Consider the following 23,874-nt stretch of genomic DNA (forward strand, 5'->3'; position numbering starts at 1 on the left):
AAGTCTTGATGACGGCATGGCCGAGATTGCCTGAGAGCATTTTTAGCCCGCCGGTCGGCTGAAACGCCTTCTTGAACGGCGCCAGCACCTTCGCGTCGCCGCTTTCGCGCGGCGAGGCCTCGCGCACCACGCCGCCGTCGGCGCCGAGCTTGGCCTCGACCGCATAGGGCCGCAGCCCTTCGCCCCAAACCGTCTGGACGTCCTCGTGCAGTATCCCCTCGTCGAGCAGTTCGCGGATCAGGAAGCCGAGGCCGCCGGCCGCATGGAAATGGTTCACGTCGGCAAGGCCGTTCGGATAGACCCGCGCCAGCAGCGGCACGGCTTCCGAAAGGTCCGAAATATCCTGCCAGGTAATGGCGATGCCGGCCGCGGCCGCCATGGCGATCAGGTGGATGGTGTGATTGGTCGATCCGCCGGTGGCATGCAGGCCGACGATGCCGTTGACGATCGAGCGTTCATCGATCATCCGGCCGACCGGCGTGTAGGCGTTGCCGAGCGCGGTGATTGCCAGCGCCCGCTTCGTCGCCTCCCGGGTCAGCGCGTCGCGCAACGGCGTACCGGGGTTGACGAAGGAGGCGCCGGGCGTGTGCAGGCCCATGATCTCCATCAGCATCTGGTTGGAGTTCGCCGTGCCGTAGAAGGTGCAGGTTCCCGGCCCGTGATAGGATTTGGACTCGGCCTCGAGCAGTTCGGCCCTTCCCGCCTTGCCTTCGGCGTAGAGCTGGCGAACCTTGGCCTTCTCGTCGTTGGGCAGACCCGTCGTCATCGGCCCGGCTGGGATGAACACCGCCGGCAGATGGCCGAAAGTCAGGGCCGCGATCACCAGCCCCGGCACGATCTTGTCGCAGACGCCGAGATAGACGGCCGCGTCGAACATGTTGTGCGACAGGCCGATCGCCGCGGCCATGGCGATCACGTCGCGCGAGAACAACGACAGCTCCATACCGGGCTGGCCCTGCGTGACGCCGTCGCACATCGCCGGCACGCCGCCGGCGACCTGGGCAATGCCGCCGGCCTCGCGTGCCGCGTCCTTGATCAGCGCTGGAAACGTCTCGAAAGGCTGATGCGCCGACAGCATGTCGTTATAGGAGGTGATGATGCCGAGGTTGGGCACTCGGTCGCCGCCAAGTGCCACCTTCTCCGAAGGGCTGCAGACGGCAAACCCATGGGCGAGATTGCCGCAGGACAGCACGGCCCGGTTGGCGGTGCGGCTCGAGGCCTCGGCGATGCGGCCGAGATAGGCCTCGCGCCCTGGTCTGGAGCGTTGGCGGATGCGCTCGGTGATGGCTTCGATGTCGCGTCTCGCGGTCATGGTGTCGGTCCTTTCAGGCGAGGTCCCGCAGACACCGTCCGGCTATCTGCCGGGACCTGCGGCCAAGTTGAAATCAGGGTGCCCAGAAAACCTCTACCGGCCTCTCGGCTGCGTCGAGCACGGCACGAATGGGTTTTCGCGTTTCCGATTCCATCGCGCTCTCGAATGCGTTGCGCTTGTCTTCGCCTTCGATGTGCAGTGCGACGAAGCCGGCGCTGACGATCCGCGCCAGCGACAGCGTCAGGCGCGGTTCGCCGGCGCTTGCCGCGTGGACCGGGAACACGACCCTTTCCGAGTACGGGTCGAGCAGTTTTTCCAGGTTGTCGGCGTCCGGAAAGAACGATGCGGTATGGCCATCGGTTCCCATGCCAAGCACGACCACATCGAGCGGCCAAGGCAGCGACCGCAACATCCTGCTATCAGCCTCCCACGTATCCTCGATGCTTGCTGCCTCGTGGTAGAGCGGCACGAAACGTGCGGCTGCGGCCGCGTTTTGCAAAAGATTGGCGGCGACCAGCCCGGCGTTGGAGCGCGGAGACGAGGCCGGCACACAACGCTCGTCGACCAGCGTCACAGTGACCTTGTTCCACGCGATCGGGATTTTCGAAAGCGATGCGAAAAATTTCGCCGGCGTCGTGCCGCCGGAAACGGCGAGCAGTGCCGTGCCGCGCTCTGCGATTGCATCGGTCAGGCGGCCTGCGACGTGGCCGGCGAGTGCTGCCGCCAGGTCCTGGCGTTCGGCAAACGCGTGCCAGCTGTAGGCGGTGCCGTTCAATTGCTCTCGTGCCATGTCCGCCCGTCGCGTTCGATCAGCGCAATCGAGGCCGAGGGACCCCATGTGCCGGCCGTATAGCCCTGCGCCTCTTGCCTTGCGCTTTCCCATGCGTCCTGGATCGGGTCGATCCATTTCCACGCCGCCTCGACCTCGTCGCGGCGCATGAACAGCGTCTGGTTGCCACGGATGACGTCCATGATCAGCCGCTCATAGGCATCGGGGGCGCGGCCGTCGAAGGATTGCGCAAAGCTCATATCGAGCGGAATCTGGCGCAGCCGCATGCCGCCTGGCCCCGGATCCTTGATCATGATGAACTGCTTGACGCCTTCGTCGGGCTGCAGCCGGATGACCAGCTGGTTGGCGGAGATCGGCCCGGCGCTGTCGCCGAAGATCGAATGCGGAATCGGCCTGAATTCGATGACGATTTCCGAGACGCGCGTCGCCAGCCGCTTGCCCGTCCTGAGGTAGAACGGCACGCCTGCCCAGCGCCAATTGCCGATTTCGGCCTTCAGCGCAACGAAGGTTTCGGTGTTGCTGTTCTTGCCGAGCTCCTCGACATAGCCTTTCACCGGCCCGCCGGCCGAGGCCCCGGCACGGTACTGGCCGCGCACCGTGTGCTTGGGGGCTTCGTTGCCGTTGATGCGTTTCAGCGCCCGCAGAACCTTCAGCTTTTCGTCGCGCACCGCATCGGCGTCCATCGACGACGGCGCCTCCATGGCGACGAGGCAGAGGAGCTGCAGCATGTGGTTCTGCACCATGTCGCGCAGAGCGCCGGCCTTGTCGTAATACGTGACGCGGTCTTCGAGGCCGACGGTTTCGGCCACGGTGATCTGCACATGATCGACATTGGCGGAATTCCACAGCGGCTCGTAGAGCGCGTTGGCAAAGCGCAACGCCATCAGGTTCTGCACCGTCTCCTTGCCGAGATAGTGGTCGATGCGGAAAATCTGGCTTTCATGGAAATCATCGCCGACCAGATCGTTGAGCTCGCGCGCCGAGGCGAGATCGCGCCCGATCGGCTTCTCCAGCACAATGCGCGAGTTCGGCGTGATCAAACCGTTCTCTTTCAGCTTGTGCGAGATGTCGCCGAACAGTGCCGGCGCCACCGCCAGATAGAAAGCGCGGATGCATTCGCTGTCGCCGATCGCCGTCTTCAATTTGTCGAAGCCCGCGCCATTGGTCGCGTCGGCCGAGACATAGGAAAGCCGGGCAAGAAACGTCTTCAGCTCCGTGGCATCGATATCGGCCGGTTTCACATGGTCGGAAATCGCCTGCCTGGCGAAAGCCTGGAATTCCTCATCGGTCATTTTCGAGCGCGACGTGCCGATGATGCGCGTCGGTTCGGAAAATTGATGGCCGCGCTGGCGATGATAGAGCGACGGCAAAAGCTTGCGTTCCGACAGATCGCCGGTGCCGCCGAAAATGATGAAGTCGAAAGGCTCGACGGGAATGATCTGGCTGGTCATTGTCTGTCCGTTTTAAGGCCGGTCGCTGTGACGCGGTCGATATAATCTAATCGATTTAGATTTTCCAGTGCCACGACGTCACATCCCAAGGTCAATGGGTTTTTGCCGATTGGCCTTGAGGTATGCCCTTGACAATGGCGCAACCCGGCGGCTTGTCGGCGAGGTGTTCCGGGTGGCCTTCGCAGTTGCAGCATAGAGCGGGATCGAAGCGAAGCCAAAGGAGAAATCGAGCGTGTATACTGATCTTTCGGCGGCCATCGCCGGCGGCTGCCCGAGCGATCGTCTTCAATCATGAGTGAGAAAGTCATGCGCCTGGAAAACAAAGTTGCCATCATTACCGGTGCCGCGTCAGGTTTCGGCGAGGGTATCGCCAAGCGCTTTGCCGAGGAGGGCGCCAAGGTCGTCGTCGCCGACCTCAACGCCAAGGGCGCCGAACGCGTCGCCAACGAGATCGGCCCGGCGGCGATCTGGACCCAGACGGACGTCTCGTTGCGTTCCGAGTTCGACGAGATGGTCGATGCCGCAAAGAGCGCCTTCGGCCGCATCGACATCATGGTCAACAATGCCGGCTACACCCATCGCAACGGCGATATGCTCGAGGTCGACGAGACGACCTTCGACCTGATCACGGCCGTCAATATGAAGGCGATCTACCACGCGGCTCTGGCGGTTGTGCCGGTCATGGACCGGCAAGGCGGCGGCGTCATCCTGACCACGGCCTCGACGGCCGGCATCAGGCCGCGGCCCGGCCTCACCTGGTACAATGCATCGAAGGGCTGGGCGATCACCGCGACCAAGTCCATGGCGGTGGAACTCGCGCCGAAGAACATCCGCGTCAACTGCCTCTGCCCGGTCGCCGGCGAGACCGGCATGCTGGAAAAATTCATGGGCGCCGACACACCCGAAATCCGCGAGAAATTCCGCGCGTCGATCCCGCTTGGCCGGCTTTCGACGCCGCTCGACATAGCCAACGCGGCGCTCTGGCTCGCTTCGGACGAGGCGGCTTTCATCACTGGCGTGGCGCTGGAAGTCGACGGTGGACGTTGCATCTGAGCCGTCCGGCCCTGTCGGTTTCAAGTTTGACTTGACGGTTCATCGCCCTCGCTGGACGCGGCGGCCGACTGTATTACAGCAGCCATCCGAGCCGTGGTGCGACGTCGAGGGATCGCCTGACCAGCCCTAGGCGCCGGTCTTGACGAAGCTCTTGTAGATCCAGCCGCGTTTGCCGTTGTAGACGATCTGGCACCATTTCTTGCAGCCCATCACCTGAACCGAGGTCTTGGCGGGAACGGTGACTATAGCGGCCGCATTGTTCTTCGGCCCGGTGCGCATAGTGACGGCCCTGAGGATGCGTCCGGTGTCTGCCGCGCTCGCTTTCTTGGCCTCGACTTTGGCCTGGGTGCCATCGTTCTGTGTCGCCGCCGGCTCTCCCGGCTTCGGGTTGGGAATGGCGGCGGTTGGCGCGCCGTCCGTCGCCGTCTTGTTGGGAGCAGCAACTTTGGCAAGCAATGCTGCCACTTTGGTTTTCGCTGCCGGATCGGCGAATGCCGCCGCAGTGGACGGCTTGTCTGCCGTTTGTTCAGCCTTGCCTGCCATCTGGCGGGATGTGGATACCGATCCTGTCCAGCGAGGATCATTGGGCGCCAGCGCGGGTATCTCGGCCTTCGCCGCAACCACCGCCGGCGAAACCGCATCGGCCTTGCTCGCAGCCTGCTGCACCGCGGCGACCTTCGAGGCCGCGGCCGGCACGATCCTTGTTGTTTTTACTGGAATGCTTGAAACGATCTGCTCGGGACTCGCGACCGCTTGTCTCTCGTTGGCCGGCAATGCCAGCCATAGCGCCAGCGCGGCCACGCCAAGCAGCGCTGCTGTGCCAAACGCGGCGATTACCAGATGCAAGTTCGACCGGATTTGCTGCCAGAACCTGGGCCGCACGTCGTAGCCAAACTGCATCGCAAAGCGCCGTCGTTCCGGCGTGCCGAAACTGAAGGGCTCTCTCACTCTTGCAACCTCCTTTTGCGGGCCGACGTTCTTACGACCTGTACCGGGAAAACCGGCATTCGGTCGGCATCGGTCCCAAACCAACGCGGGCAGGCCCGCAAAGTCCCCGTTCAACTGCCCTGAGCGGGCATCCTTTGCCGGCGATTGTGGCATCACTGCGCCCTTGCCGGGCGGATTCTGCACCTTTGCGCTCGATTCTGCAACTTGGAAGGGATTTTGCAATCTATGGTTATATCCTGTCCCTCAAGGCATACCAGTTGAGCGCAAGAAAGAGCAGAGGCGCGCGGAAGCGTCGACCACCGGGAAATGCCGGGATTTTCAGGTCCTCGATCAGCCTCAGCCGATCCCTGTTGCCGGCAACGGTTTCGGCATAGAGCTTGCCGAAAAAGTTCGACAGCATGACGCCGTGACCGGAATAGCCGCCGACAGAGATCACATTGGCCATCACCTCGCGCACGAAAGGTTTTCTCGGCATCGTGATGCCGACATAGCCGCCCCAGCCGTGAGTGATCTCGACGGCCTTCAGCGCTGGGTAAAGCTCGGCGATCTGCCGGCGGATGTGGACATGGATGTCTTTCGGATCGTTGACGGCATAGATCTCGCGCCCGCCGAACAGCAGCCGCCCATCCGTCGATTTGCGGAAGTAGCGCACGACGAAGCGGGAATCATCGACCGCCTCACCGCCCGGCAGCACGTTTGTGTCAGCCCCCAGCGGCACCGTCGCGCCGATGAAGGAGCCGATCGGCATGATGTGCGCGGCACTGATCGGCTCGAGCGTGCCGCCATGGGCGTTGACGCCGATCAGACATTTCTCGGCTGATATCGTGCCTTTCGGCGTCGTAACCCTGACCTTGCCGCCGAGCGACGCGATGCCGGTCGCCGGCGTCTGCTCGAACAGCTGCGCGCCAGCCTGCGCCGCCACCTTTGCCGTGCCGATCACCAGCTTCAGCGGATGGATGTGCCCCGTGCCGGTGTCGCGGGTGCCGCCGAAATAACGCGTCGAGCCCAACCGCTCAGCCGTCTCCTTGGCGTCCATGAAGGCGATGTGCGGATAGCCGAAACGGTTCGCCATGACCTCGGCATGCGCCTTGTAATCGTCGACATAGCGCTGCTTGTGCGCCACCGAGATCTGGCCTGGCATGTAGTCGATCTCGATCTTGTTGACGGCGGCGAATTCGAGGAGATGCGACTTGGCCTCTTCGGCGAGGTCGAACAGCGCCTTGGCGCGGGAAAAGCCGTATTCCGCTTCGAGCTCCTCGGCCCAGGCGCGCTGACCGGTGCCGAGCTGGCCGCCATTGCGGCCCGATGCGCCGTCGCCGAAACGATGCGCTTCGATCAGCACGACATTGCTGCCGGCCTTGGCAAGGTGCGCCGCCGCCGACAGGCCGGTGAAGCCGCCGCCGACGATGGCGACGTCGCATGTCCGGTCGCCGTCGAGCGCCTTGTATTCGGGCCGTGGGCCGGCCGTGTCTTCATACCAGGAGCGGCCGGGGGAGATTGGGGATTGGTAGGGCATGATGATCGACAGGGACAGGGGAGTAGGGGAGTAGGCAGTAGGGCAGTAGGGCAGTAGGGCAGTAGGGCAGTAGGGGCTATTCAGGTGACAATTTGCGGATCAGAAGGCGCAATAGCGGCCCCACGCTTTCGCTGCGGTTCATCAAAGGTTCGACCGCCTCCTGCGAGGCGATTCCGACACGGTGCGCAATCATAAGATGCGTCTCCAGTTCCTTGAGTGATCCTTGGGCGATCCTGAGGAATTGCTGATAGGAAGCTCGGCTCTCTCTGCCGTAACCCTCAGCGATGTTGGCAGGCACTGAGGTAGCTGCCCGACGCACCTGACCTGTCATTCCATAGATCTCGTCTTTCGGCCAAGCTCGTCACTTCATAGATTGATACTGCCAGGTCCATTGCCTGCTGCCAGACGATCAGATCCCTGTAGGACTCGATTTTCGCCATTACGTGCCGCTCCCTACTGCCCTACTCCCCTAGACATTCAACAACAGATACTCCCGCTCCCACGGGCTGATCACTTCCATGAAGGTCTCGAATTCCGCCCGCTTGATCGCCGCATAGGTCGCGGCAAATGACTGGCCGAGCAGCGCGCAGAGTTCCTCGTCGGCTTCGAACAGGTCGACAGCCTCGAGCAGGCTCCGCGGCAGGTCGATCTCTGCCTCGTTGGCGGTGGTGAGAACCGGCGGTTCGGCCTTGATCTTGTTGGTCATGCCGATCAGCCCGCAGGCGAGCGATGCGGCCAGCGCCAGATAGGGATTGGCGTCGGAGGAAGGGATGCGGTTCTCGACGCGCCTGGCTGCCGGGTCGGATCGCGGGACGCGGAAGGCGGTGGTGCGGTTGTCGTAGCCCCATTTGTTGTTGACCGGCGCCGAAGCCGACTGCGTCAGCCGGCGGTAGGAATTGACATAGGGCGCAAACATCACCAGCGCGTTCGGCACATGTTTCTGCATGCCGCCGAGGAAATGGAAGAAGGCTTCGGTTTCCGAGCCGTCCTCGGCAGAAAAGACGTTCTTGCCGGTCTTCTTGTCGATGATCGACTGGTGGATATGCATGGCCGACCCGGGCTGCCCCTGGATCGGCTTGGCCATGAAGGTGGCATAGATCTCGTGCTTCAGCGCCGCCTCGCGGATGGTGCGCTTGAACATGAACACCTGATCGGCGAGTTCGATCGGATCGCCATGGCGCAGATTGATCTCGAGCTGGCCGGCGCCTTCCTCATGGATCAGCGTATCGATCTCCAGGCCCTGGCTTTCGGAGAAATGGTAGATGTCGTCGATCAGCTCGTCGAACTCGTTGACGCCGGCAATCGAATAGCCGGCGCCACCGCCGATCGCCCGTCCCGAACGCCCGACCGGCGGCGTCAGCGGGTAGTCCGGATCGGGATTCTTGCGCACGAGGTAGAACTCGATCTCGGGCGCCACCACCGGCTTCAGCCCGCGCTTGTCGTAAGCGGCAAGCACACGCTTCAGCACGTTGCGCGGCGTGAACTCTACCGAGCGGCCGTCCTGGTGGACGAGGTCGCAGATGACCGCCGCCGTCGGGTCCTCCTCCCACGGCACCACGGTCAGTGTGGAAAGGTCCGGCATCAGCTTGAGGTCGCCGTCGTCCTCCGGATAGTGAAAGCCGTTGCCGTCTTCCGGGTAGCCGCCAGAGATCGTCGTCATGAACACCGCCGAAGGCAGCGCCAGCGAGGTGTTGGAGGTGAATTTCTTCGACGGCATCATCTTGCCGCGCGCAACACCGGCCTGGTCGGGCGTGATGCATTCGATATCCTCGATGCCGCGCCACTCCAGCCAGGCGCCCACTTCCTTCCAGTTTTTCACACCACGTTGATTTTTCACGAAGGCAGGCGTGCGGATACGTCCTCCGCGGCTCGACGGACGGACTTCCTTTTTTGCAGGCGGCATCATTCACCAGATTAGGTTGCGGATTTGGGAGTATAGCCGGGGCCGGCGATGGAAGGGAAGGGGACCGCGGTTGCGTTCGCCTGCGCAGTTGAAAACTGTTCTGGGCGGCTTAGGTTCGACGCAAGTTCAATGATCTCGGTTGAAGACGTCGAATGCAGACCAATCATGAATTGACCACGATCGGCTTCGATGCCGATGACACGCTCTGGCAGAACGAGCAGTTCTTCCGCATGACCGAAAAGCGTTTTGCCGCCCTGCTCGCCGATCATGCCCAGCAGGAGCACATCTCGGCAAGATTGCTGGAGGCCGAGAAGCGCAACCTCGCCGTCTACGGCTTCGGCATCAAGGGGTTTACCCTGTCGATGATCGAAACGGCAATCGAGATTACCGAGGGCCGCGCGCCGGCCTCGGTCATCGCCGAGATTCTTGCCGCGGGCCGCGAGATGCTTGGCCATCCGATCGAGGCGCTGCCTCATGCGCGCGAAACCGTGGAAAAGCTGGCAGATGCGTATCGCCTGGTGTTGATCACCAAGGGCGACCTCTTCGATCAGGAACGCAAGCTGGCGCAATCGGGCCTGGGTGATCTTTTCGATGCCGTCGAGATCGTCAGCGACAAGAGCCCCGCCACTTATATCAATATCTTCAGCCGCCACGGTGATGGCGCCGAAAGAAGCATGATGGTCGGCAATTCGCTCAAGTCGGACGTGGTGCCGGCCATCGAGGCCGGCAGTTGGGGTATCCACGTGCCGCATGAGCTGACCTGGGCGCTGGAACATGTCGAGCCGCCGATCACCGCGCCTCGTTTCCGCCAGATAGCCGATCTCTCGGAATTGCCCCGGCTGATAGAAAGCATCGGGAAAGCCGGCTGATCGCGTGTTTCGGTGTCGGACCGAACGTGCGCTGCAGGCGCATCGACGCCGGACATCGGCGTGTCGCAGTCCTTGTCGTCCGCTCCGTCACAGGGCCGCGCTGTCGCCGACGCCAAATCGCGCGGCCGCACACAATCCACGACGTTAAGCCGTTTTCTACTTGCAAATCAGTCGCAATTGCAGAATATGCGAAAAGCGCGCGCCGCAGTCGCACAATAGCGGCCCGCGGCGAGACATTAAGAATCGCGACAGGAGAAATTGATGTTCGAGAGATACGGACGACGGGCTGTCGTTGGCTTGATGGCTGCGGTTTTCGCTGCGGCGGTGGCTTCAAGCCCAGCGAAAGCCCAAGAAAAATTCAAGGCCGTGACGACCTTCACCGTCATCGCCGACATGGCGAAGAACGTGGCGGGCGATGCAGCAATCGTGGAATCGATCACCAAGCCTGGAGCGGAGATCCACAATTACGCGCCGACGCCGGGCGATATTCAGCGGGCGCAAGGTGCACAGCTCATTCTGTGGAACGGGCTCAACCTCGAACTCTGGTTCGAAAAGTTCTTCCAGAACCTCAGCGACGTGCCCGGCGCTATTGTCTCCGAGGGCGTCCAGCCGATGAGCATCGCCGAGGGACCCTATACGGGCAAACCGAACCCGCATGCCTGGATGTCGCCGACAAACGCGCTGATCTACGTCGACAACATCCGCGACGCCTTCGTTGAGCACGATCCGGCGAATGCCGAGACCTACAAGGCCAATGCAGAAGCCTACAAGGCAAAGATAGAGGCGGCCGTCGCGCCGATCCGCGATAAGCTTGCCTCGATCCCGCAGGACAGGCGCTGGCTGGTGTCGAGCGAAGGCGCTTTCTCCTACCTCGCACGCGATTTCGAGCTGAAGGAGCTTTATTTGTGGCCGATCAACGCTGACCAGCAAGGCACCCCGCGGCAGGTTCGCAAGGTGATCGACGCCGTCAGGGAAAACAAGATCGTCGCCGTCTTCAGCGAAAGCACCGTGTCGGACAAGCCGGCCCGGCAGGTCGCGCGCGAGACAGGAGTGCATTACGGCGGCGTGCTCTACGTCGATTCTCTCAGCGAGGCGGACGGCCCGGTGCCGACCTATATCGACCTGCTGCGTGTGACATCGGATACGGTTCAGAAAGGCCTCGCCGCAGGGCTGTCGCAATGAACGAAGCCGTTCCGCCTCTTGCCCCCGCGTTTGAGGATGCGGGAGGCGGTCTCGCCGTCCGCGGCGCGACCGTCACCTACCGCAACGGCCACACGGCGCTGCGGGATGCGAGCTTTGAAATTCCGACAGGCACGATCACGGCACTTGTCGGTGTCAACGGCTCGGGCAAGTCGACGCTGTTCAAAGCCATCATGGGCTTCTTGCGGCTGGCAAAGGGAGAGATTCTTGTTCTCGGACAGCCGGCCGCGGCCGCGCTGAGGAAGAACGTCGTCGCCTATGTGCCGCAGGCCGAGGAGGTCGACTGGAACTTTCCAGTACTAGTCGAGGACGTCGTCATGATGGGTCGCTACGGCCATATGGGCATGATGCGCCTTCCGAAGGCGGCTGATCACGAGGCGGTTACAGCCGCGCTTGCGCGTGTCGGCATGAGCGATTTCCGCAAGCGCCAGATCGGCGAGCTTTCGGGCGGGCAGAAAAAGCGCGTCTTTCTCGCTCGGGCGCTGGCGCAGGACGGGCGCGTCATCCTGCTCGACGAGCCCTTCACCGGCGTCGACGTCAGGACCGAGGACGCTATCATCGAACTGCTGCGCGCTCTCCGGCGCGAAGGCCGAGTGATGCTGGTCTCGACGCATAATCTGGGTAGCGTGCCGGAGTTCTGCGACCGTGCCGTGCTGCTCCGGAATACGGTCCTTGCCTACGGGCCGACAGGCCAGACCTTCACGCAGGCAAACCTGGAAAAGGCTTTCGGCGGCGTCTTGCGTCATTTCGTGCTGGGCGGCGCCGGGCTGCATGAGGACGACGACAGGCGCCGCCTTGCCGTCATCACCGACGACGAACGGCCACTGGTCTTCTACGGAGAGAACGGAGCCATGCAGCACAAGATGCGGGAACCGGACGAATGAGTGTCCTGCTCGAGCCGTTCGGCTACGAATATATGCTCAATGCCATGTGGGTGTCCGCCTTGGTCGGCGGTGTCTGCGCCTTCCTGTCCTGCTATCTGATGCTAAAAGGCTGGTCGCTGATCGGTGACGCGCTCTCGCATTCGATCGTGCCGGGCGTCGCCGGCGCCTATATGCTGGGCCTTCCTTTCTCGATCGGCGCCTTCTTCTCCGGCGGGCTAGCCGCTGCGGCGATGCTCTTCCTCAACCAGCGTACCAAGCTGAAGGAAGACGCCATCATCGGCCTGATCTTCTCCTCCTTCTTCGGCCTCGGCTTGTTCATGGTGTCGCTGTCACCGACCTCCGTGAATATTCAGACGATCGTGCTCGGCAACATCTTGGCCATCACCCCGGAAGACACGCTTCAGCTCGCCATCATAGGCTTCGTCTCGCTCGCCATCCTGCTGGTGAAATGGAAGGATCTGATGGTGGTTTTCTTCGACGAGAGCCATGCCCGCTCGATCGGCCTCAACCCGAGCGCGCTCAAGATCATGTTCTTCATGCTGTTATCGGCCTCCACGGTCGCCGCGCTTCAGACCGTCGGCGCCTTCCTCGTCATCTGCATGGTGGTGACTCCCGGCGCGACCGCCTATCTCCTGACGGACCGCTTTCCGCGCCTGCTCGTCATCGCGGTTGTCATTGGCGCGGCCACGAGTTTCAGCGGCGCCTATGCCAGCTATTTCCTTGACGGCGCCACCGGCGGCATTATCGTCGTCCTGCAGACGCTGATCTTTCTCGCCGCCTTCTTCTTCGCTCCCAAGCATGGAATGCTGGCAGCCCGCCGCCGCGCTGCGCGGGCCTTGGAGGCCAGCCTATGAGCATCCTCGATACGCTGCTTGCGCCCCTCCAGTTCGGCTTCATGGTCAATGCCCTAATTGTTTCGGTTCTGGTCGCTGTGCCGACTGCGCTGCTCTCCTGCTTCCTCGTTCTCAAGGGCTGGTCACTGATGGGCGACGCTATCAGCCACGCCGTCTTTCCCGGCGTGGTCATCGCCTACATTGTCGGATTCCCCTATTCGATCGGCGCCTTCGCCGCCGGAATGGTCTGCGCTCTCGCCACCGGCTTCCTCAAGGACAACAGCCGCATCAAGCAGGACACGGTAATGGGCATCGTCTTCTCCGGCATGTTCGGCCTCGGCCTGGTGCTCTACGTAAAGATCCAGTCCGACGTGCATCTCGACCACATATTGTTCGGCGACGTGCTGGGCATCGGCCTGCGCGACATCGTCGAAACGGGGCTCATTGCTGCGATCACGGCCGGCATCATCGGGATCAAGTGGCGCGACTTCCTGCTGCACGCCTTCGACCCGGCTCAGGCTCGCGCGGTTGGTCTTCGGGTCAATCTGCTCCACTACGGCCTGCTTTGCCTGATCTCGCTCACCATCGTCGGCGCGCTGAAGGCGGTCGGCATCATCATGGCCATCGCCATGCTGATCGCGCCTGGCGCCATCGCCTTCCTGCTGACAAGGAAGTTCAGCGCCATGCTGATCCTGTCGGTGGCGATCGCGGTCGCCGCGTCGTTTCTCGGCGTCTATCTGTCCTTCTTCATCGACAGCGCACCGGCGCCGACCATCGTTCTCATGCTGTCCGCCGCCTTCATCGCGGCCTTCGCCGTTACCACACTCAAAGTGGGCCGAATGGAGATTGGCGAGGAACGCTAGAAACGGGCGGTCATTCTCCGGATTGACGAGAGCGTCGCGTTTTCTGGATCGGCTTCACGTAGATCTCCAGTCTGTGGCTGATGATCGTGAATCCGTGCTGTCGAGCGATTTCCTCTTGGAGCCGCTCGATCTCCGACGACTGGAATTCGACGACGTCTCCCGTCTCGATATTGATGAGATGATCGTGATGCTCACGGGGGACGGTTTCGTATCTGGCGCGCCGATCGCCAAAGGTGTGCCGCTCCAGAATGCCCTTTTCGCGCAGAAGGCTGACGGTGCGATAGACAGTGGCTAGCGCGATCGTCGGCTCGATGGCGACAACACGGCGATGGAGTTCCACCACATCCGGATGGTCGCTGGATTCGGATAGAACGCGCATGATGACGCGGCGCGGACCGGTGATGCGCAGTCCGAGTTTCCTGCAAAGCGCGGCGATGGTCTGTTCTGAGGACATGTCATTATCCGCCGATATCGACAGCCATGTCGCGAAGTCGGAACATGCCTGCGGATTTGTTCGAAGGTGCTATCCCAGATGCGTCGCAATTGCAAAAGGAGACGTAGCGGGGCTCATTGTCAGGCGGTACCGAGCGCTCGCGTACTGACATAAATACCCAGATTCGATCGCAAGAAGCGAGGAAAGGCGTGTAAGCCGGATCGGACGTCGGCTAGCTGCGTGCGAGCCCGATCAAATGGTCGATCACTGGCTGCAGCCGTTCGGTCGTGATCGGTTTGACGACAACCGCATCGACGACGCTCGACAGGCCGAGGCTCTCCGGTGTGCCGTTCTTGGTCGAAAGCAGGATCACCGAGGGAAGCGACCTGCCCGAGGTGCGTCGCAGCGCGTCGATACCGGACATCAGCGCGTCGCAGTCCTTGTTGTCCGCTCCGCCATCGAGGACGACAGCTCCGGGAATGAGCGATCGCAATGTCGTTGCTGCCGCCTCGGGCGATTCCGAAATCGGTTTGAGCCCGGATCGTTCGACGATTTTTGAAACCACCACCCTGTTGACCGGCGATTTCCCGACGACGAGCACGCGGGTGATATCCGTGAGCATCTCGGGGTCCACATTCCGGCTCACCAAACTCAGATGGTTTACAGCCTTAATATCGCGATTCACGGGAGGCATGAGCGGGCGGGCACTCGTCGGGTTTCAATGCAGGGTTGAAACTTTAGAAACAATTGCCGTGAGCTCGCTGCCTATGTCAAGCTGAAATGCGGACATCCAGAATATCGCAAGAAACGTTAAAATTTAAAGCAAGGTCTGTTTTTGGGCCCGTATGCAACTGGTCATGCAAACGCAGATCACCTGCGCAGACTGCGCAGGTGATGCCGGATCCACCGACAGGCTTCGGTCGGATTTTCGGTCAGCCGAGGCTCCGCTGCGTGACGATAACCGGGATCAGCAGATCGCCCCAGTTGCCGTCGCCGCCATGGTGCCGTGCCGAGCGCACGAGCTCCACCGACACACCGGCCTCGACCGCCTTCATCACCGACTGGTTGAGCCTGTGCAGATCATTCGCCAGCATGCGGATGGTCGCTTGCTGGTCGACGTTCATGGTGGTGGCCTGTTCTTCGGCCCGTTCCTTGACGCGGCTTATCGATGCCATTGGTCTTCTCCTTCAGCGTATTTTATACCCCCTTGGGGCGTTCCTCTATTCTGTTGCCTTGCTGCTATTCCGCCGCCGGTTTGAACTGGGCGTGCTCGGTCGATTCATGCATGGCCGTAGTCGAAGACCGGCCACCGGTGATCGCCATCGACACGGCGTCGAAATAGCCGGTGCCGACTTCGCGCTGGTGCTTGGTCGCGGTGTAGCCGTGGGCTTCCGCCGCGAACTCCGCTTCCTGCAACTCGGAATAGGCCGCCATCTGCCGCGCCTTGTAGCCGCGGGCGAGTTCGAACATGCCGAAATTGAGCTGGTGAAAACCGGCTAGCGTGATGAACTGGAACTTGTAGCCCATGGCGCCGAGTTCCTTCTGGAACCTGGCGATCGTGGCATCGTCGAGGTTCTTCTTCCAGTTGAACGACGGCGAGCAATTATAGGCGAGAAGCTTGCCGGGATGGTGCCTGTGCACGCCCTCGGCGAACTTTTTGGCCTGCGCCAGATCGGGCTTGGAGGTTTCGCACCAGATCAGGTCGGCGTGGGGCGCGTAGGCGACAGCCCGCGCGATGCACGGCTCGATGCCGTTCCTGACGTGGTAGAAGCCTTCCACCGTGCGGCCGGCGCCATAGTCGACGAACGGCTGGTCGCGCTCGTCGATGTCGGAGGTGAGCAGCTTTGCCGCTTCCGCGTCGGTGCGCGCGACGACCAGCGTCGGCGTGCCCATGACGTCGGCAGCAAGTCGCGCGGCGCTGAGGTTGCGGATGTGTGCGGCGGTCGGGATCAGCACCTTGCCGCCGAGATGGCCGCATTTCTTCTCCGACGCCAGTTGGTCCTCGTAGTGGACGCCGGCGGCACCCGCCTCGATGAAGGCCTTCATGATCTCGAAGGCATTGAGCGGTCCGCCGAATCCGGCTTCCGCATCGGCGACGATCGGCGCGAACCAGGTGTCGACGGAAAGCCCCTTGCCTTCGGAGGTCTCGATCTGGTCGGCGCGCTGCAGGGTGCGGTTGATGCGCTTGACCAGTTCGGGCGCCGCATTGGCGGGATAAAGCGACTGGTCCGGATACATGGCGGACGCGGTATTTGCGTCGGCTGCGACCTGCCACCCGGACAGATAGATTGCCTTCAGGCCGGCCCGGACCTGCTGCATTGCCTGGTTGCCCGACATGGCGCCGAGCGCGTTGACGAAATCCTCCTCGTGGATGAGCTTCCACAACCGGTTGGCGCCCATTTCGGCGAGGCTCTGCCGGATCTGGACCGAACCGCGCAGCCGCTTCACGTCCTCCGGCGAGTACGGCCGCTCGATGCCGTCGAAGCGGCCTTCCGGCGCCGAGGGGACGAGGTTGTAAAAATCAGTCATTGGTCACTCCGGGTAAATCGCTGCTGGGATGGAGACGCCGCCTCATGGAGAATTTCGCGCCGCTTAGGTGTGACAGCATTTACATTTCAGCGCGAAACAGGCGAGGAAAACCAGAAGATTGGCGGGAAAATAAGAGAAAACCTGTGTTGTGTTTGACAGCTAGGAGCTGTAAATTTGTCACGATTGTAAAACGCCGGCATGCCATTGCCGTGCAGAAGTCATGTAAAATTTCTGTCAAGGACAGTCGAGTGGCCGATCAGAAGATCTTCGCCGGGCCGCGTATCCGCCGCATCCGCAGCGCCAAGGGCCTGACCCAGACGGCGATGGCCGAAGGGCTCGGCATCTCGCCGTCTTATCTCAATCTCATCGAGCGCAACCAGAGGCCGCTGACGGTCCAGCTGATCCTGAGGCTGGCGTCTGTCTACAAGGTCGACCCGCATGAATTGCAGGGCGAGGCGAGAGGGTCGGTCGCCGCCTTGAAGGAGGTGTTTTCGGATCCGCTGCTGGTCGGCGAATTGCCTGGTGACCAGGAGCTGATCGAGCTTGCCGAGGCGGCGCCCAACGCTTCCGCCGCGGTGATAAAACTGTTCCGCGCCTATCGCGAGCAGGCCGAGCGCCTTTCCGACCTCAACGAACTCCTCGCGCGTGAGGGCAAAGCGACGGCACTCTCCGGCGCCCGCTTGCCGATCGACGAGGTGCACGAGATTTTCGAGCGCCGGCCGAACCATTTTGCCGCGCTCGAAGCGGAAGCCGAGGCATTCACGTCGGTGCTCGATCCCGGCGACGATCTTTTCAGTGCGCTGAAGGCCTGGCTGAAGCGCGAATACGGCATCGTCGTCAAGGTGCTGCCGGTCGCCACCATGCCGAACTGGCGCCGTCGCTACGACCGCCACTCGCAGCGTCTGTTTCTGTCCGAGCGCCTGTCGCCATTCGACCAATTGCGCGAGGTGGCGATGGAGGCCTGTCTGATCCGCATGACGGTCGCGGTGGCAGGCGAGATCCAGGCGCTGAAGCTGAGCTCGGATGAAGCCCGCCGGCTCGCCCGCTTCGAGCTTGGCCGCTACGCCGCCCACGCGCTGATGATGCCCTATCAATCTTTTCACGCGGCAGCACACCGCGCGCGTTACGACATCGACGTGCTGCGCTCGCGCTTCGGCGTCTCCTTCGAGCAGGCGGCGAACCGCCTGACCATGCTGCAGCGGCCGGGCACGCCGGGCGTGCCGTTCTTCATGCTCGAGGTCGATAATGCCGGCAACCGCTTCCGCAAAGCGGGCAGCCAGGGCTTCCCGCAAGGCCGCTTCGGCGGCGGTTGTCCGAAGCTTCCCGTGCATGCCGCCTTTACCCAGCCCGGCCAGATCTTCGTCGAGGCGGTGGAAATGCCCGACGGCGCCGAATTCCTCTGCGTCGCCCGCACGCTCGAAGGACCGCAAGGCTCGTTTTCGGAGCGCCCGCGCCGTACCGCACTTCTGCTGGGCTGCGACATCGGCTTTCGTGACGAGATCGTCTATGGCGCGGCACTGCCGGGGCCGGCTGCCGCAGCGACCGGAAAAGCCGGACAGGGCACCAATCCGGCCACGCCGATAGGCCCCGCCTGCCGGCTGTGCGAACGGATCGGCTGCCTGGCCCGCGCCGAGCCGCCGGTGACGCGCCCGCTTGGCCTCGACGAAATGGTGACCGGACTAAGCGCCTTCGATTTCCAGTGAGGCCGTGGCAGGCGACCTGCCGTCCTTGCCACAACCGTCGCCGTCCGCTGGATCACGCCTGGCAATCGTCTTTGCGTTACGCCAATGAGGCACGTTCTTGTCGTCCGTTGCGCATCGTGCCGCCCCGAAATCGTCGACAGCCGTGCCCATGACCGACACCGCATCATCACCGATCGCCGTTTCGCCTGCCGTCTCGCCACGTGAGGAGCGTATCGGCTTCCTGTTGATATTCCTGTCGGCGCTGATGTGGAGTTTCGGCGGCGCCATCGCCCGCTTCATCGACGCCGGCGACAGCTGGACGGTGGTGTTCTGGCGCTCGGTCTGGGCCGCCGCCTTCCTGATCTGCTTCATGGTCTGGCGCGACGGCTGGCACGGCACGGTGAGGTTGTTCCGCGGCATGGGCCTGCCCGGCCTTGCCGTGGCGTTCTGCTTCGCCACCGCATCGACCTCTTTCGTCGTGGCGCTGGCCTACACCACCGTCGCCAACATCCTTCTGATGCAGGCCGGCGTGCCGCTCCTGGCGGCGCTGTTTGCCTGGGTGCTGTTTCGCGAACGGGTCGCGGTGGCGACTTGGGTGGCGATTGCAGCCGTCATTGCCGGCGTTGGCATCATGGTATCGGAATCGCTCGATGGCGCCGTTTCGCCCATCGGCGACGGCTTGGCGTTGCTCATCGCCGTGATGTTCTCGATCGCCACCGTCATCACGCGGCGCTTTGCCCATGTGCGCATGACGCCGGCGACCTGCCTCGGCACGATGCTTGCCGCCGCATTCGCGGCGTCGCAGGCATCGCAATTCGGCGTCTCCAGCAGCGACATGGGCTTCCTCTTTGCATTCGGCGTGGTCAACCTGGGTCTCGGCCTTGCCTTTTTCGCCACCGGCGCCCGGCTTGTTCCGGCGGCGGTCGCAGCACTGCTCGGCACTTTCGAGCCGATCCTCGGCCCGATCTGGGTCTGGCTCATCCATTCCGAAGTGCCGTCGGGACGCACCATCCTTGGCGGCGCGGTCGTGGTCACGGCGCTGCTCGTCCATATCGGGCTCGAATTCAAGCGTCAGGCGCGGCCCGTGCGGCCGGGTGTCACCGGCATGCCGTCGCCTAATTGATGCAGCGCACGCGCCAAAGCGAGATGAGCCATTGACAATGGCGCAGCCGCGCGGGCAGGCTGCCAATACGGCAACAACAAGACAGGCTCATCTTGCCAAGTCTCCCCTCCGGGCCGACCGAGACCGGACAACATCGTCGTATCCCTGCCCGCGCCGTGGCGAGAGCCTTTGACGGCGCCGGAATGCCACCTGGATCACGACATCGGAACGGGGGGCTCGGCCGCTGCACATCGAAGCACCAAGGTGTCGGCGGTTCGCGCTTGTCGCTTGTCGGAAAGCCCAATAATCTGAAGCAAACGCCCAGCCGCGCAGCCCCGCGACGAGCTGGCGATGGAACACTCATCAAAGGAGAGACGCATGACCCGCAAAGCATTCTGGCTTTCGGCGACCTCGGCATTTCTGACGCTTTTCACCCTCGGCGCTCAAGCCCAGGACCGCGTCGTCAATGTCTATAACTGGTCGGATTACATCGACAGCTCGATCATCGAGGATTTCACCAAGGAAACCGGCATCAAGGTCACCTACGACACCTTCGATTCCAACGAGCTCCTGGAGACTAAACTGCTTGCCGGCGGCAGCGGCTACGATGTCGTCGTGCCGACCGCCAATTTCCTCGCACGCCAGATCCAGGCAGGTGTGTTCCAGAAGCTCGACAAGTCGAAGCTGCCCAACATTTCCAACATGTGGGACATCGTTTCGGAGCGCACAGCCAAGTACGATCCCGGCAACGAATATTCGATCAACTACATGTGGGGCACGGTCGGCCTCGGCTATAACGTCAAGAAAGTGCAGGAAGCGCTCGGCACCGACAAGATCGATAGCTGGGACGTGTTCTTCAACCCGGAAAAGCTGGCCAAGCTGAAGGATTGCGGCGTCTATGTCCTCGATTCCCCGAGCGACATCCTCCCGAACGCCTTCAAATTTCTGGGCATCGATCCCGAGACCACGTCGCCGGAGGATTTCGCCAAGGCGGAAGAACTGATGCTGAAGATCAGGCCTTACATCCGCAAGTTCCACTCGTCGGAATATATCAACGCGCTGGCCAATGGCGACATCTGCCTGGCTGTCGGCTGGTCGGGCGACGTGTTCCAGGCGCGTGACCGTGCGACGGAGGCCAACCGTGGCGTCGAGATCAGCTATTCCGTGCCGAAGGAAGGTGCCGAAATGTGGTTCGACCAGATGGCGATCCCGGCCGACGCGCCGCATGTCGCCGAGGCGCATGAATTCCTGAATTACATGATGAAGCCGGAAGTGATCGCCAAGTCGAGCAACTACGTCTTCTATGCCAACGGCAACAAGGCATCGCAGCAATTCATCGACAAGGAGATACTAGAGGATCCGGCGATCTACCCGGACGAGGCGACGCTGGCGAAGCTGTTCACCATCGCCCCGTACGATTCCAAGACCCAGCGCGTCGTCACCCGCACCTGGACCAGGATCGTCACCGGGCAGTAGGCGACAATCAACGACCCCGGCAGGTGCTGCCGGGGTCAAGTCTTCCGGGGATAGGACGCAGGACGGAGTGGGATATGAAATCGCTTGGCAGCATCCGTAGGGATTTCGCGCCGTGGAACGATCCGAACGCCAAGCCATACATCCAGTTCGACAAGGTCACCAAGAAGTTCGGTGACTTCACCGCCGTCAACAATCTGTCGCTGACCATATTCGAGCGCGAGTTTTTTGCCCTGCTCGGCGCGTCGGGCTGTGGAAAATCGACGCTTTTGCGGATGCTCGCCGGCTTCGAGGAGCCGACCGCCGGCCGCATCCTGCTCGACGGCCAGGATCTGCGCGGCATCCCGCCATACCGGCGGCCGGTCAACATGATGTTCCAGTCCTACGCGCTGTTCCCGCATATGACGGTCGAGAACAACATCGCCTTCGGCCTCAAGCAGGACGGCATGCCGAAGCCCGAGATCGCGGCGCGCGTTGGAGAGATGCTGAAGCTGGTCAAGCTCGAGCAGTTCGCCAAGCGAAAGCCGCACCAATTGTCCGGCGGCCAGCGCCAGCGCGTCGCGCTTGCCCGCTCGGTCGCCAAGCGGCCGAAGGTCCTGCTGCTCGACGAGCCGTTGGGTGCGCTGGACAAGAAGCTGCGCGAGGAAACACAATTCGAGCTGATGGACCTGCAGCAGTCACTCGGCCTCACCTTCGTCGTCGTCACCCACGACCAGGAAGAGGCGATGACCATGGCCGACCGTATCGCCATCATCGACAAGGGCGAGGTAATGCAAGTGGCGACGCCGGCGGAAGTCTACGAGGCGCCGGGCTCCCGTTTCGTCGCCGGCTTCGTTGGCAACGTCAACATGTTCGAAGGCAAGATTGCGCATGGCGAGGCCGGCGCGGCAAGCATCGATGCGGGCAACGGCATCACCATTCGGACGGAGAATGCCGGCGATGCGGCCACCGGCGCGGCCGTCGCCTTCGCCATCAGGCCGGAGAAGATCAAGATATCGTCGACGAGACCGGCCGGTGCCGTCAACGCCATCGAGGGCGAGGTCTACGATATCGCCTACCTCGGCGACATGACCGTCTATCACGTCAGACTGGATGACGGCCACGTGGTGCGGGCGAGCACGATGAACGCCGCTCGCGTCACCGAGGATCCGCTGAACTGGAACGACCGTGCCTGGGTGTCGTTCCGGCCGGACGCCGGCGTCGTGCTGACGCGATAGGGGGCGGCCATGTCGAACGCCGCTGTCACCGCCGCAGCAAGCTCTCGGGCCGCCGATGCGGGCAAATCCGCCCTGGCCAGACTGGGAGAGGCCGTCGTTGGCCGCCTTGTTGTCATCATCCCCTATCTGTGGCTGGTCTTCTTCTTCCTGATACCGTTCATCATCGTCTTCAAGATTTCGCTGTCGCAGACGGCAATCGCGATGCCGCCCTACACGCCGGTGCTCGGCTTGGGCGATGGGCTTTCCGGTTTTTTCGCTCAGCTGAAACAGCTCAGCATCGACAACTACGTGTGGCTGACGCAAGATGCGCTCTACGTCAACGCCTACGTGACGAGCGTCATCGTCGCCGCCATTTCGACGGTGCTGACATTGCTTGTCGGCTACCCGATCGCCTATGGCATGGCGCGCGCGCCGGCGATGCTGCGCCCGACTTTGCTGATGCTGGTGATCCTGCCGTTCTGGACCTCGTTCCTGATCCGCGTCTACGCCTGGATCGGCATCCTCAAGCCCGAGGGGCTGCTCAACCAGCTGCTGCTCGCCACCGGCGTCATCGGCCAGCCGCTGATCATCCTCAACACCTATACGGCAATCTTCATCGGCATCGTCTATTCCTATCTGCCGTTCATGGTGCTGCCGCTTTACTCCGCTCTCGAGAAAATGGATTATTCGCTGATCGAGGCGGCCAAGGATCTCGGTTGCCCGCCGACCAGCGCCTTCTGGAAGATCACCTTTCCGCTGTCGCTGCCCGGCGTCATCGCCGGTTGCCTTCTGGTGTTCATTCCGGCGGTCGGCGAGTTCGTCATTCCCGACCTGCTCGGCGGCTCGCAGACGCTGATGATCGGCAAGACGCTGTGGAACGAGTTCTTCGCCAATCGCGACTGGCCGGTGTCGTCGGCCGTCGCCGTCATCCTGCTGTTGCTGCTGATCGTGCCGATCATGCTCTTCCAGCGGGCTCAGGCCCGCGCCCAGGAGCAGGACAAATGAACCCGACCTGGAGCCGCTTCAACATCACCTCGATCGTGCTCGGTTTTGCCTTTCTTTACCTGCCGATCGTCCTGCTCGTCGTCTTCTCCTTCAACGAGTCGAAATTGGTCACCGTCTGGGGCGGCTTCTCGACCAAATGGTACGTCTCGCTGTTCCACAACCAGGGCCTCATGGACGCCACCTGGGTAACGGCCCGCGTCGCCGTCATCTCGGCGACCGTGGCGACCGTGCTCGGCACGCTGGCGGCCCTCGCCTTGACGCGCTACACGCGCTTCAAGGGCCGGATGCTGTTTTCCGGCATGGTCTTTGCGCCGTTGGTCATGCCGGAAGTCATCACCGGCCTGTCGCTGCTGCTGCTCTTCGTCGCCGTCGGTCTCGACCGCGGCTTTCTCACCGTCACGCTTGCCCACATCACCCTGACCATGTGCTTCGTCGCGGTCGTCGTGCAGTCGCGCCTGATCACGTTCGACCGCTCGCTGGAAGAGGCCGCGATGGATCTTGGCGCGCCGCCGGTGAAGACATTCTTCCAGATCACGCTGCCGGTCATCATGCCGGCGATCGTGTCTGGCTGGATGCTGGCGTTCACATTGTCGCTCGACGATCTGGTCATCGCCAGCTTCACCTCAGGGCCCGGCGCCACCACGCTGCCGATGAAGATCTACAGCCAGGTTCGCCTCGGTGTGACGCCGGAGATCAACGCCGCCTGCACCATCCTGATCGCGGTCGTGGCGGTCGGCGTCATCATCGCTTCGCTCGCCAACAAGCGGCGCGAGGTGCAGCGCCAGCGGGATGAGCAGGCCGCGCAGCGTGGGTGACGAAAGGGGGCGGTAAT

22 protein-coding genes and 1 pseudogene are annotated in these 23,874 nt (G+C 62.5%); 12 read left to right on the forward strand and 11 right to left on the reverse strand.

From position 1 onward, the window contains the following. The 3 genes from edd to zwf all read right to left on the reverse strand — a co-directional run. On the reverse strand, positions 1–1,312 hold a 1,312-nt coding region (gene edd / locus EOA78_RS18435; RefSeq protein WP_127316365.1), incomplete at its 3' end, for a phosphogluconate dehydratase. 73 nt (positions 1,313–1,385) lie between these two features. After that, complete coding sequence (gene pgl / locus EOA78_RS18440; RefSeq protein WP_127316366.1) at positions 1,386–2,102, reverse strand: 6-phosphogluconolactonase; 717 nt, start codon at positions 2,100–2,102, stop codon at positions 1,386–1,388. Next, the gene (zwf, locus tag EOA78_RS18445; protein ID WP_127316367.1) at positions 2,084–3,553 is read right to left on the reverse strand and encodes a glucose-6-phosphate dehydrogenase; all 1,470 of its coding nucleotides are present in this window, start codon (positions 3,551–3,553) and stop codon (positions 2,084–2,086) included. The genes pgl and zwf overlap by 19 nt, the downstream gene beginning before the upstream one ends. Positions 3,554–3,859: 306 nt before the next feature. On the opposite strand from zwf, the gene EOA78_RS18450 reads away from it, so the two are divergent. Further along, positions 3,860–4,606: an SDR family oxidoreductase gene (locus EOA78_RS18450; protein ID WP_127316402.1), complete on the forward strand. Its 747-nt coding sequence runs from the start codon at positions 3,860–3,862 to the stop codon at positions 4,604–4,606. Between the two features lie 126 nt (positions 4,607–4,732). Here the strand turns inward: EOA78_RS18450 and EOA78_RS18455 are convergent, their stop codons facing one another. The 4 genes and pseudogenes from EOA78_RS18455 to EOA78_RS18470 all read right to left on the reverse strand — a co-directional run bounded on the left by EOA78_RS18455 (position 4,733) and on the right by EOA78_RS18470 (position 8,976). After that, positions 4,733–5,554, reverse strand: coding sequence for an SH3 domain-containing protein (locus tag EOA78_RS18455; protein ID WP_164783811.1), 822 nt, complete (start codon positions 5,552–5,554; stop codon positions 4,733–4,735). Between the two features lie 229 nt (positions 5,555–5,783). Further along, a complete protein-coding gene (locus EOA78_RS18460) occupies positions 5,784–7,070 on the reverse strand; it encodes an FAD-binding oxidoreductase (RefSeq protein ID WP_127316368.1) in 1,287 nt (428 codons plus the stop codon). 76 nt (positions 7,071–7,146) lie between these two features. Beyond that, a pseudogene (locus tag EOA78_RS18465) lies at positions 7,147–7,510 on the reverse strand (four helix bundle protein). Positions 7,511–7,539: 29 nt separating this feature from the next. Further along, positions 7,540–8,976 (reverse strand): glutamine synthetase family protein, encoded by a 1,437-nt coding sequence (locus EOA78_RS18470; protein WP_164783812.1) that lies wholly within the window; start codon positions 8,974–8,976, stop codon positions 7,540–7,542. 149 nt (positions 8,977–9,125) lie between these two features. Between EOA78_RS18470 and EOA78_RS18475 the strand changes: the two genes are divergently transcribed. From EOA78_RS18475 to EOA78_RS18495, 5 genes are all read left to right on the forward strand, one after another. Then, positions 9,126–9,842, forward strand: coding sequence for an HAD family hydrolase (locus EOA78_RS18475; RefSeq protein WP_127316370.1), 717 nt, complete (start codon positions 9,126–9,128; stop codon positions 9,840–9,842). 261 nt (positions 9,843–10,103) lie between these two features. Continuing rightward, positions 10,104–11,024 (forward strand): metal ABC transporter substrate-binding protein, encoded by a 921-nt coding sequence (locus tag EOA78_RS18480; protein WP_127316371.1) that lies wholly within the window; start codon positions 10,104–10,106, stop codon positions 11,022–11,024. Continuing rightward, positions 11,021–11,926, forward strand: coding sequence for a manganese/iron ABC transporter ATP-binding protein (locus EOA78_RS18485; RefSeq protein WP_127316372.1), 906 nt, complete (start codon positions 11,021–11,023; stop codon positions 11,924–11,926). Before EOA78_RS18480 ends, EOA78_RS18485 begins: the two co-directional genes overlap by 4 nt. Further along, the gene (gene sitC, locus EOA78_RS18490) at positions 11,923–12,780 is read left to right on the forward strand and encodes an iron/manganese ABC transporter permease subunit SitC (RefSeq protein WP_127316373.1); all 858 of its coding nucleotides are present in this window, start codon (positions 11,923–11,925) and stop codon (positions 12,778–12,780) included. The genes EOA78_RS18485 and sitC overlap by 4 nt, the downstream gene beginning before the upstream one ends. Beyond that, entirely contained in the window at positions 12,777–13,622 is an 846-nt protein-coding gene (locus EOA78_RS18495; protein WP_127316374.1) for a metal ABC transporter permease, read from the forward strand. Before sitC ends, EOA78_RS18495 begins: the two co-directional genes overlap by 4 nt. Before the next feature lie 10 nt (positions 13,623–13,632). Here the strand turns inward: EOA78_RS18495 and EOA78_RS18500 are convergent, their stop codons facing one another. From EOA78_RS18500 to aceA, 4 genes are all read right to left on the reverse strand, one after another. After that, on the reverse strand, positions 13,633–14,076 hold the full coding sequence (locus EOA78_RS18500; protein ID WP_029348428.1) for a Fur family transcriptional regulator: 444 nt from the start codon (positions 14,074–14,076) through the stop codon (positions 13,633–13,635). 211 nt (positions 14,077–14,287) lie between these two features. Next, the gene (locus EOA78_RS18505; protein ID WP_245477581.1) at positions 14,288–14,677 is read right to left on the reverse strand and encodes a response regulator; all 390 of its coding nucleotides are present in this window, start codon (positions 14,675–14,677) and stop codon (positions 14,288–14,290) included. A gap of 310 nt (positions 14,678–14,987) precedes the next feature. Beyond that, the gene (locus tag EOA78_RS18510) at positions 14,988–15,230 is read right to left on the reverse strand and encodes a hypothetical protein (protein ID WP_126043653.1); all 243 of its coding nucleotides are present in this window, start codon (positions 15,228–15,230) and stop codon (positions 14,988–14,990) included. A gap of 64 nt (positions 15,231–15,294) precedes the next feature. Beyond that, positions 15,295–16,584, reverse strand: coding sequence for an isocitrate lyase (gene aceA / locus EOA78_RS18515; RefSeq protein ID WP_127316376.1), 1,290 nt, complete (start codon positions 16,582–16,584; stop codon positions 15,295–15,297). A gap of 248 nt (positions 16,585–16,832) precedes the next feature. Between aceA and EOA78_RS18520 the strand changes: the two genes are divergently transcribed. From EOA78_RS18520 to EOA78_RS18545, 6 genes are all read left to right on the forward strand, one after another. Next, a complete protein-coding gene (locus EOA78_RS18520) occupies positions 16,833–18,287 on the forward strand; it encodes a helix-turn-helix domain-containing protein (RefSeq protein WP_127316377.1) in 1,455 nt (484 codons plus the stop codon). A gap of 148 nt (positions 18,288–18,435) precedes the next feature. Next, the gene (locus EOA78_RS18525; protein WP_127316378.1) at positions 18,436–19,389 is read left to right on the forward strand and encodes a DMT family transporter; all 954 of its coding nucleotides are present in this window, start codon (positions 18,436–18,438) and stop codon (positions 19,387–19,389) included. A gap of 357 nt (positions 19,390–19,746) precedes the next feature. Continuing rightward, positions 19,747–20,844 (forward strand): polyamine ABC transporter substrate-binding protein, encoded by a 1,098-nt coding sequence (locus EOA78_RS18530; RefSeq protein ID WP_127316379.1) that lies wholly within the window; start codon positions 19,747–19,749, stop codon positions 20,842–20,844. Positions 20,845–20,918: 74 nt separating this feature from the next. Next, positions 20,919–22,058 (forward strand): ABC transporter ATP-binding protein, encoded by a 1,140-nt coding sequence (locus EOA78_RS18535; RefSeq protein ID WP_127316380.1) that lies wholly within the window; start codon positions 20,919–20,921, stop codon positions 22,056–22,058. A 9-nt stretch (positions 22,059–22,067) separates the two neighbouring features. After that, positions 22,068–23,042 (forward strand): ABC transporter permease subunit, encoded by a 975-nt coding sequence (locus EOA78_RS18540; RefSeq protein ID WP_127316381.1) that lies wholly within the window; start codon positions 22,068–22,070, stop codon positions 23,040–23,042. After that, positions 23,039–23,857, forward strand: a complete 819-nt coding sequence (locus EOA78_RS18545) for an ABC transporter permease subunit (protein WP_127316382.1) — start codon at positions 23,039–23,041, stop codon at positions 23,855–23,857. The genes EOA78_RS18540 and EOA78_RS18545 overlap by 4 nt, the downstream gene beginning before the upstream one ends. Positions 23,858–23,874 lie beyond the last annotated feature (17 nt).

Origin of the sequence: Mesorhizobium sp. M5C.F.Cr.IN.023.01.1.1, assembly GCF_003997585.1 — a bacterium.
Lineage (GTDB): Bacteria > Pseudomonadota > Alphaproteobacteria > Rhizobiales > Rhizobiaceae > Mesorhizobium > Mesorhizobium wenxiniae.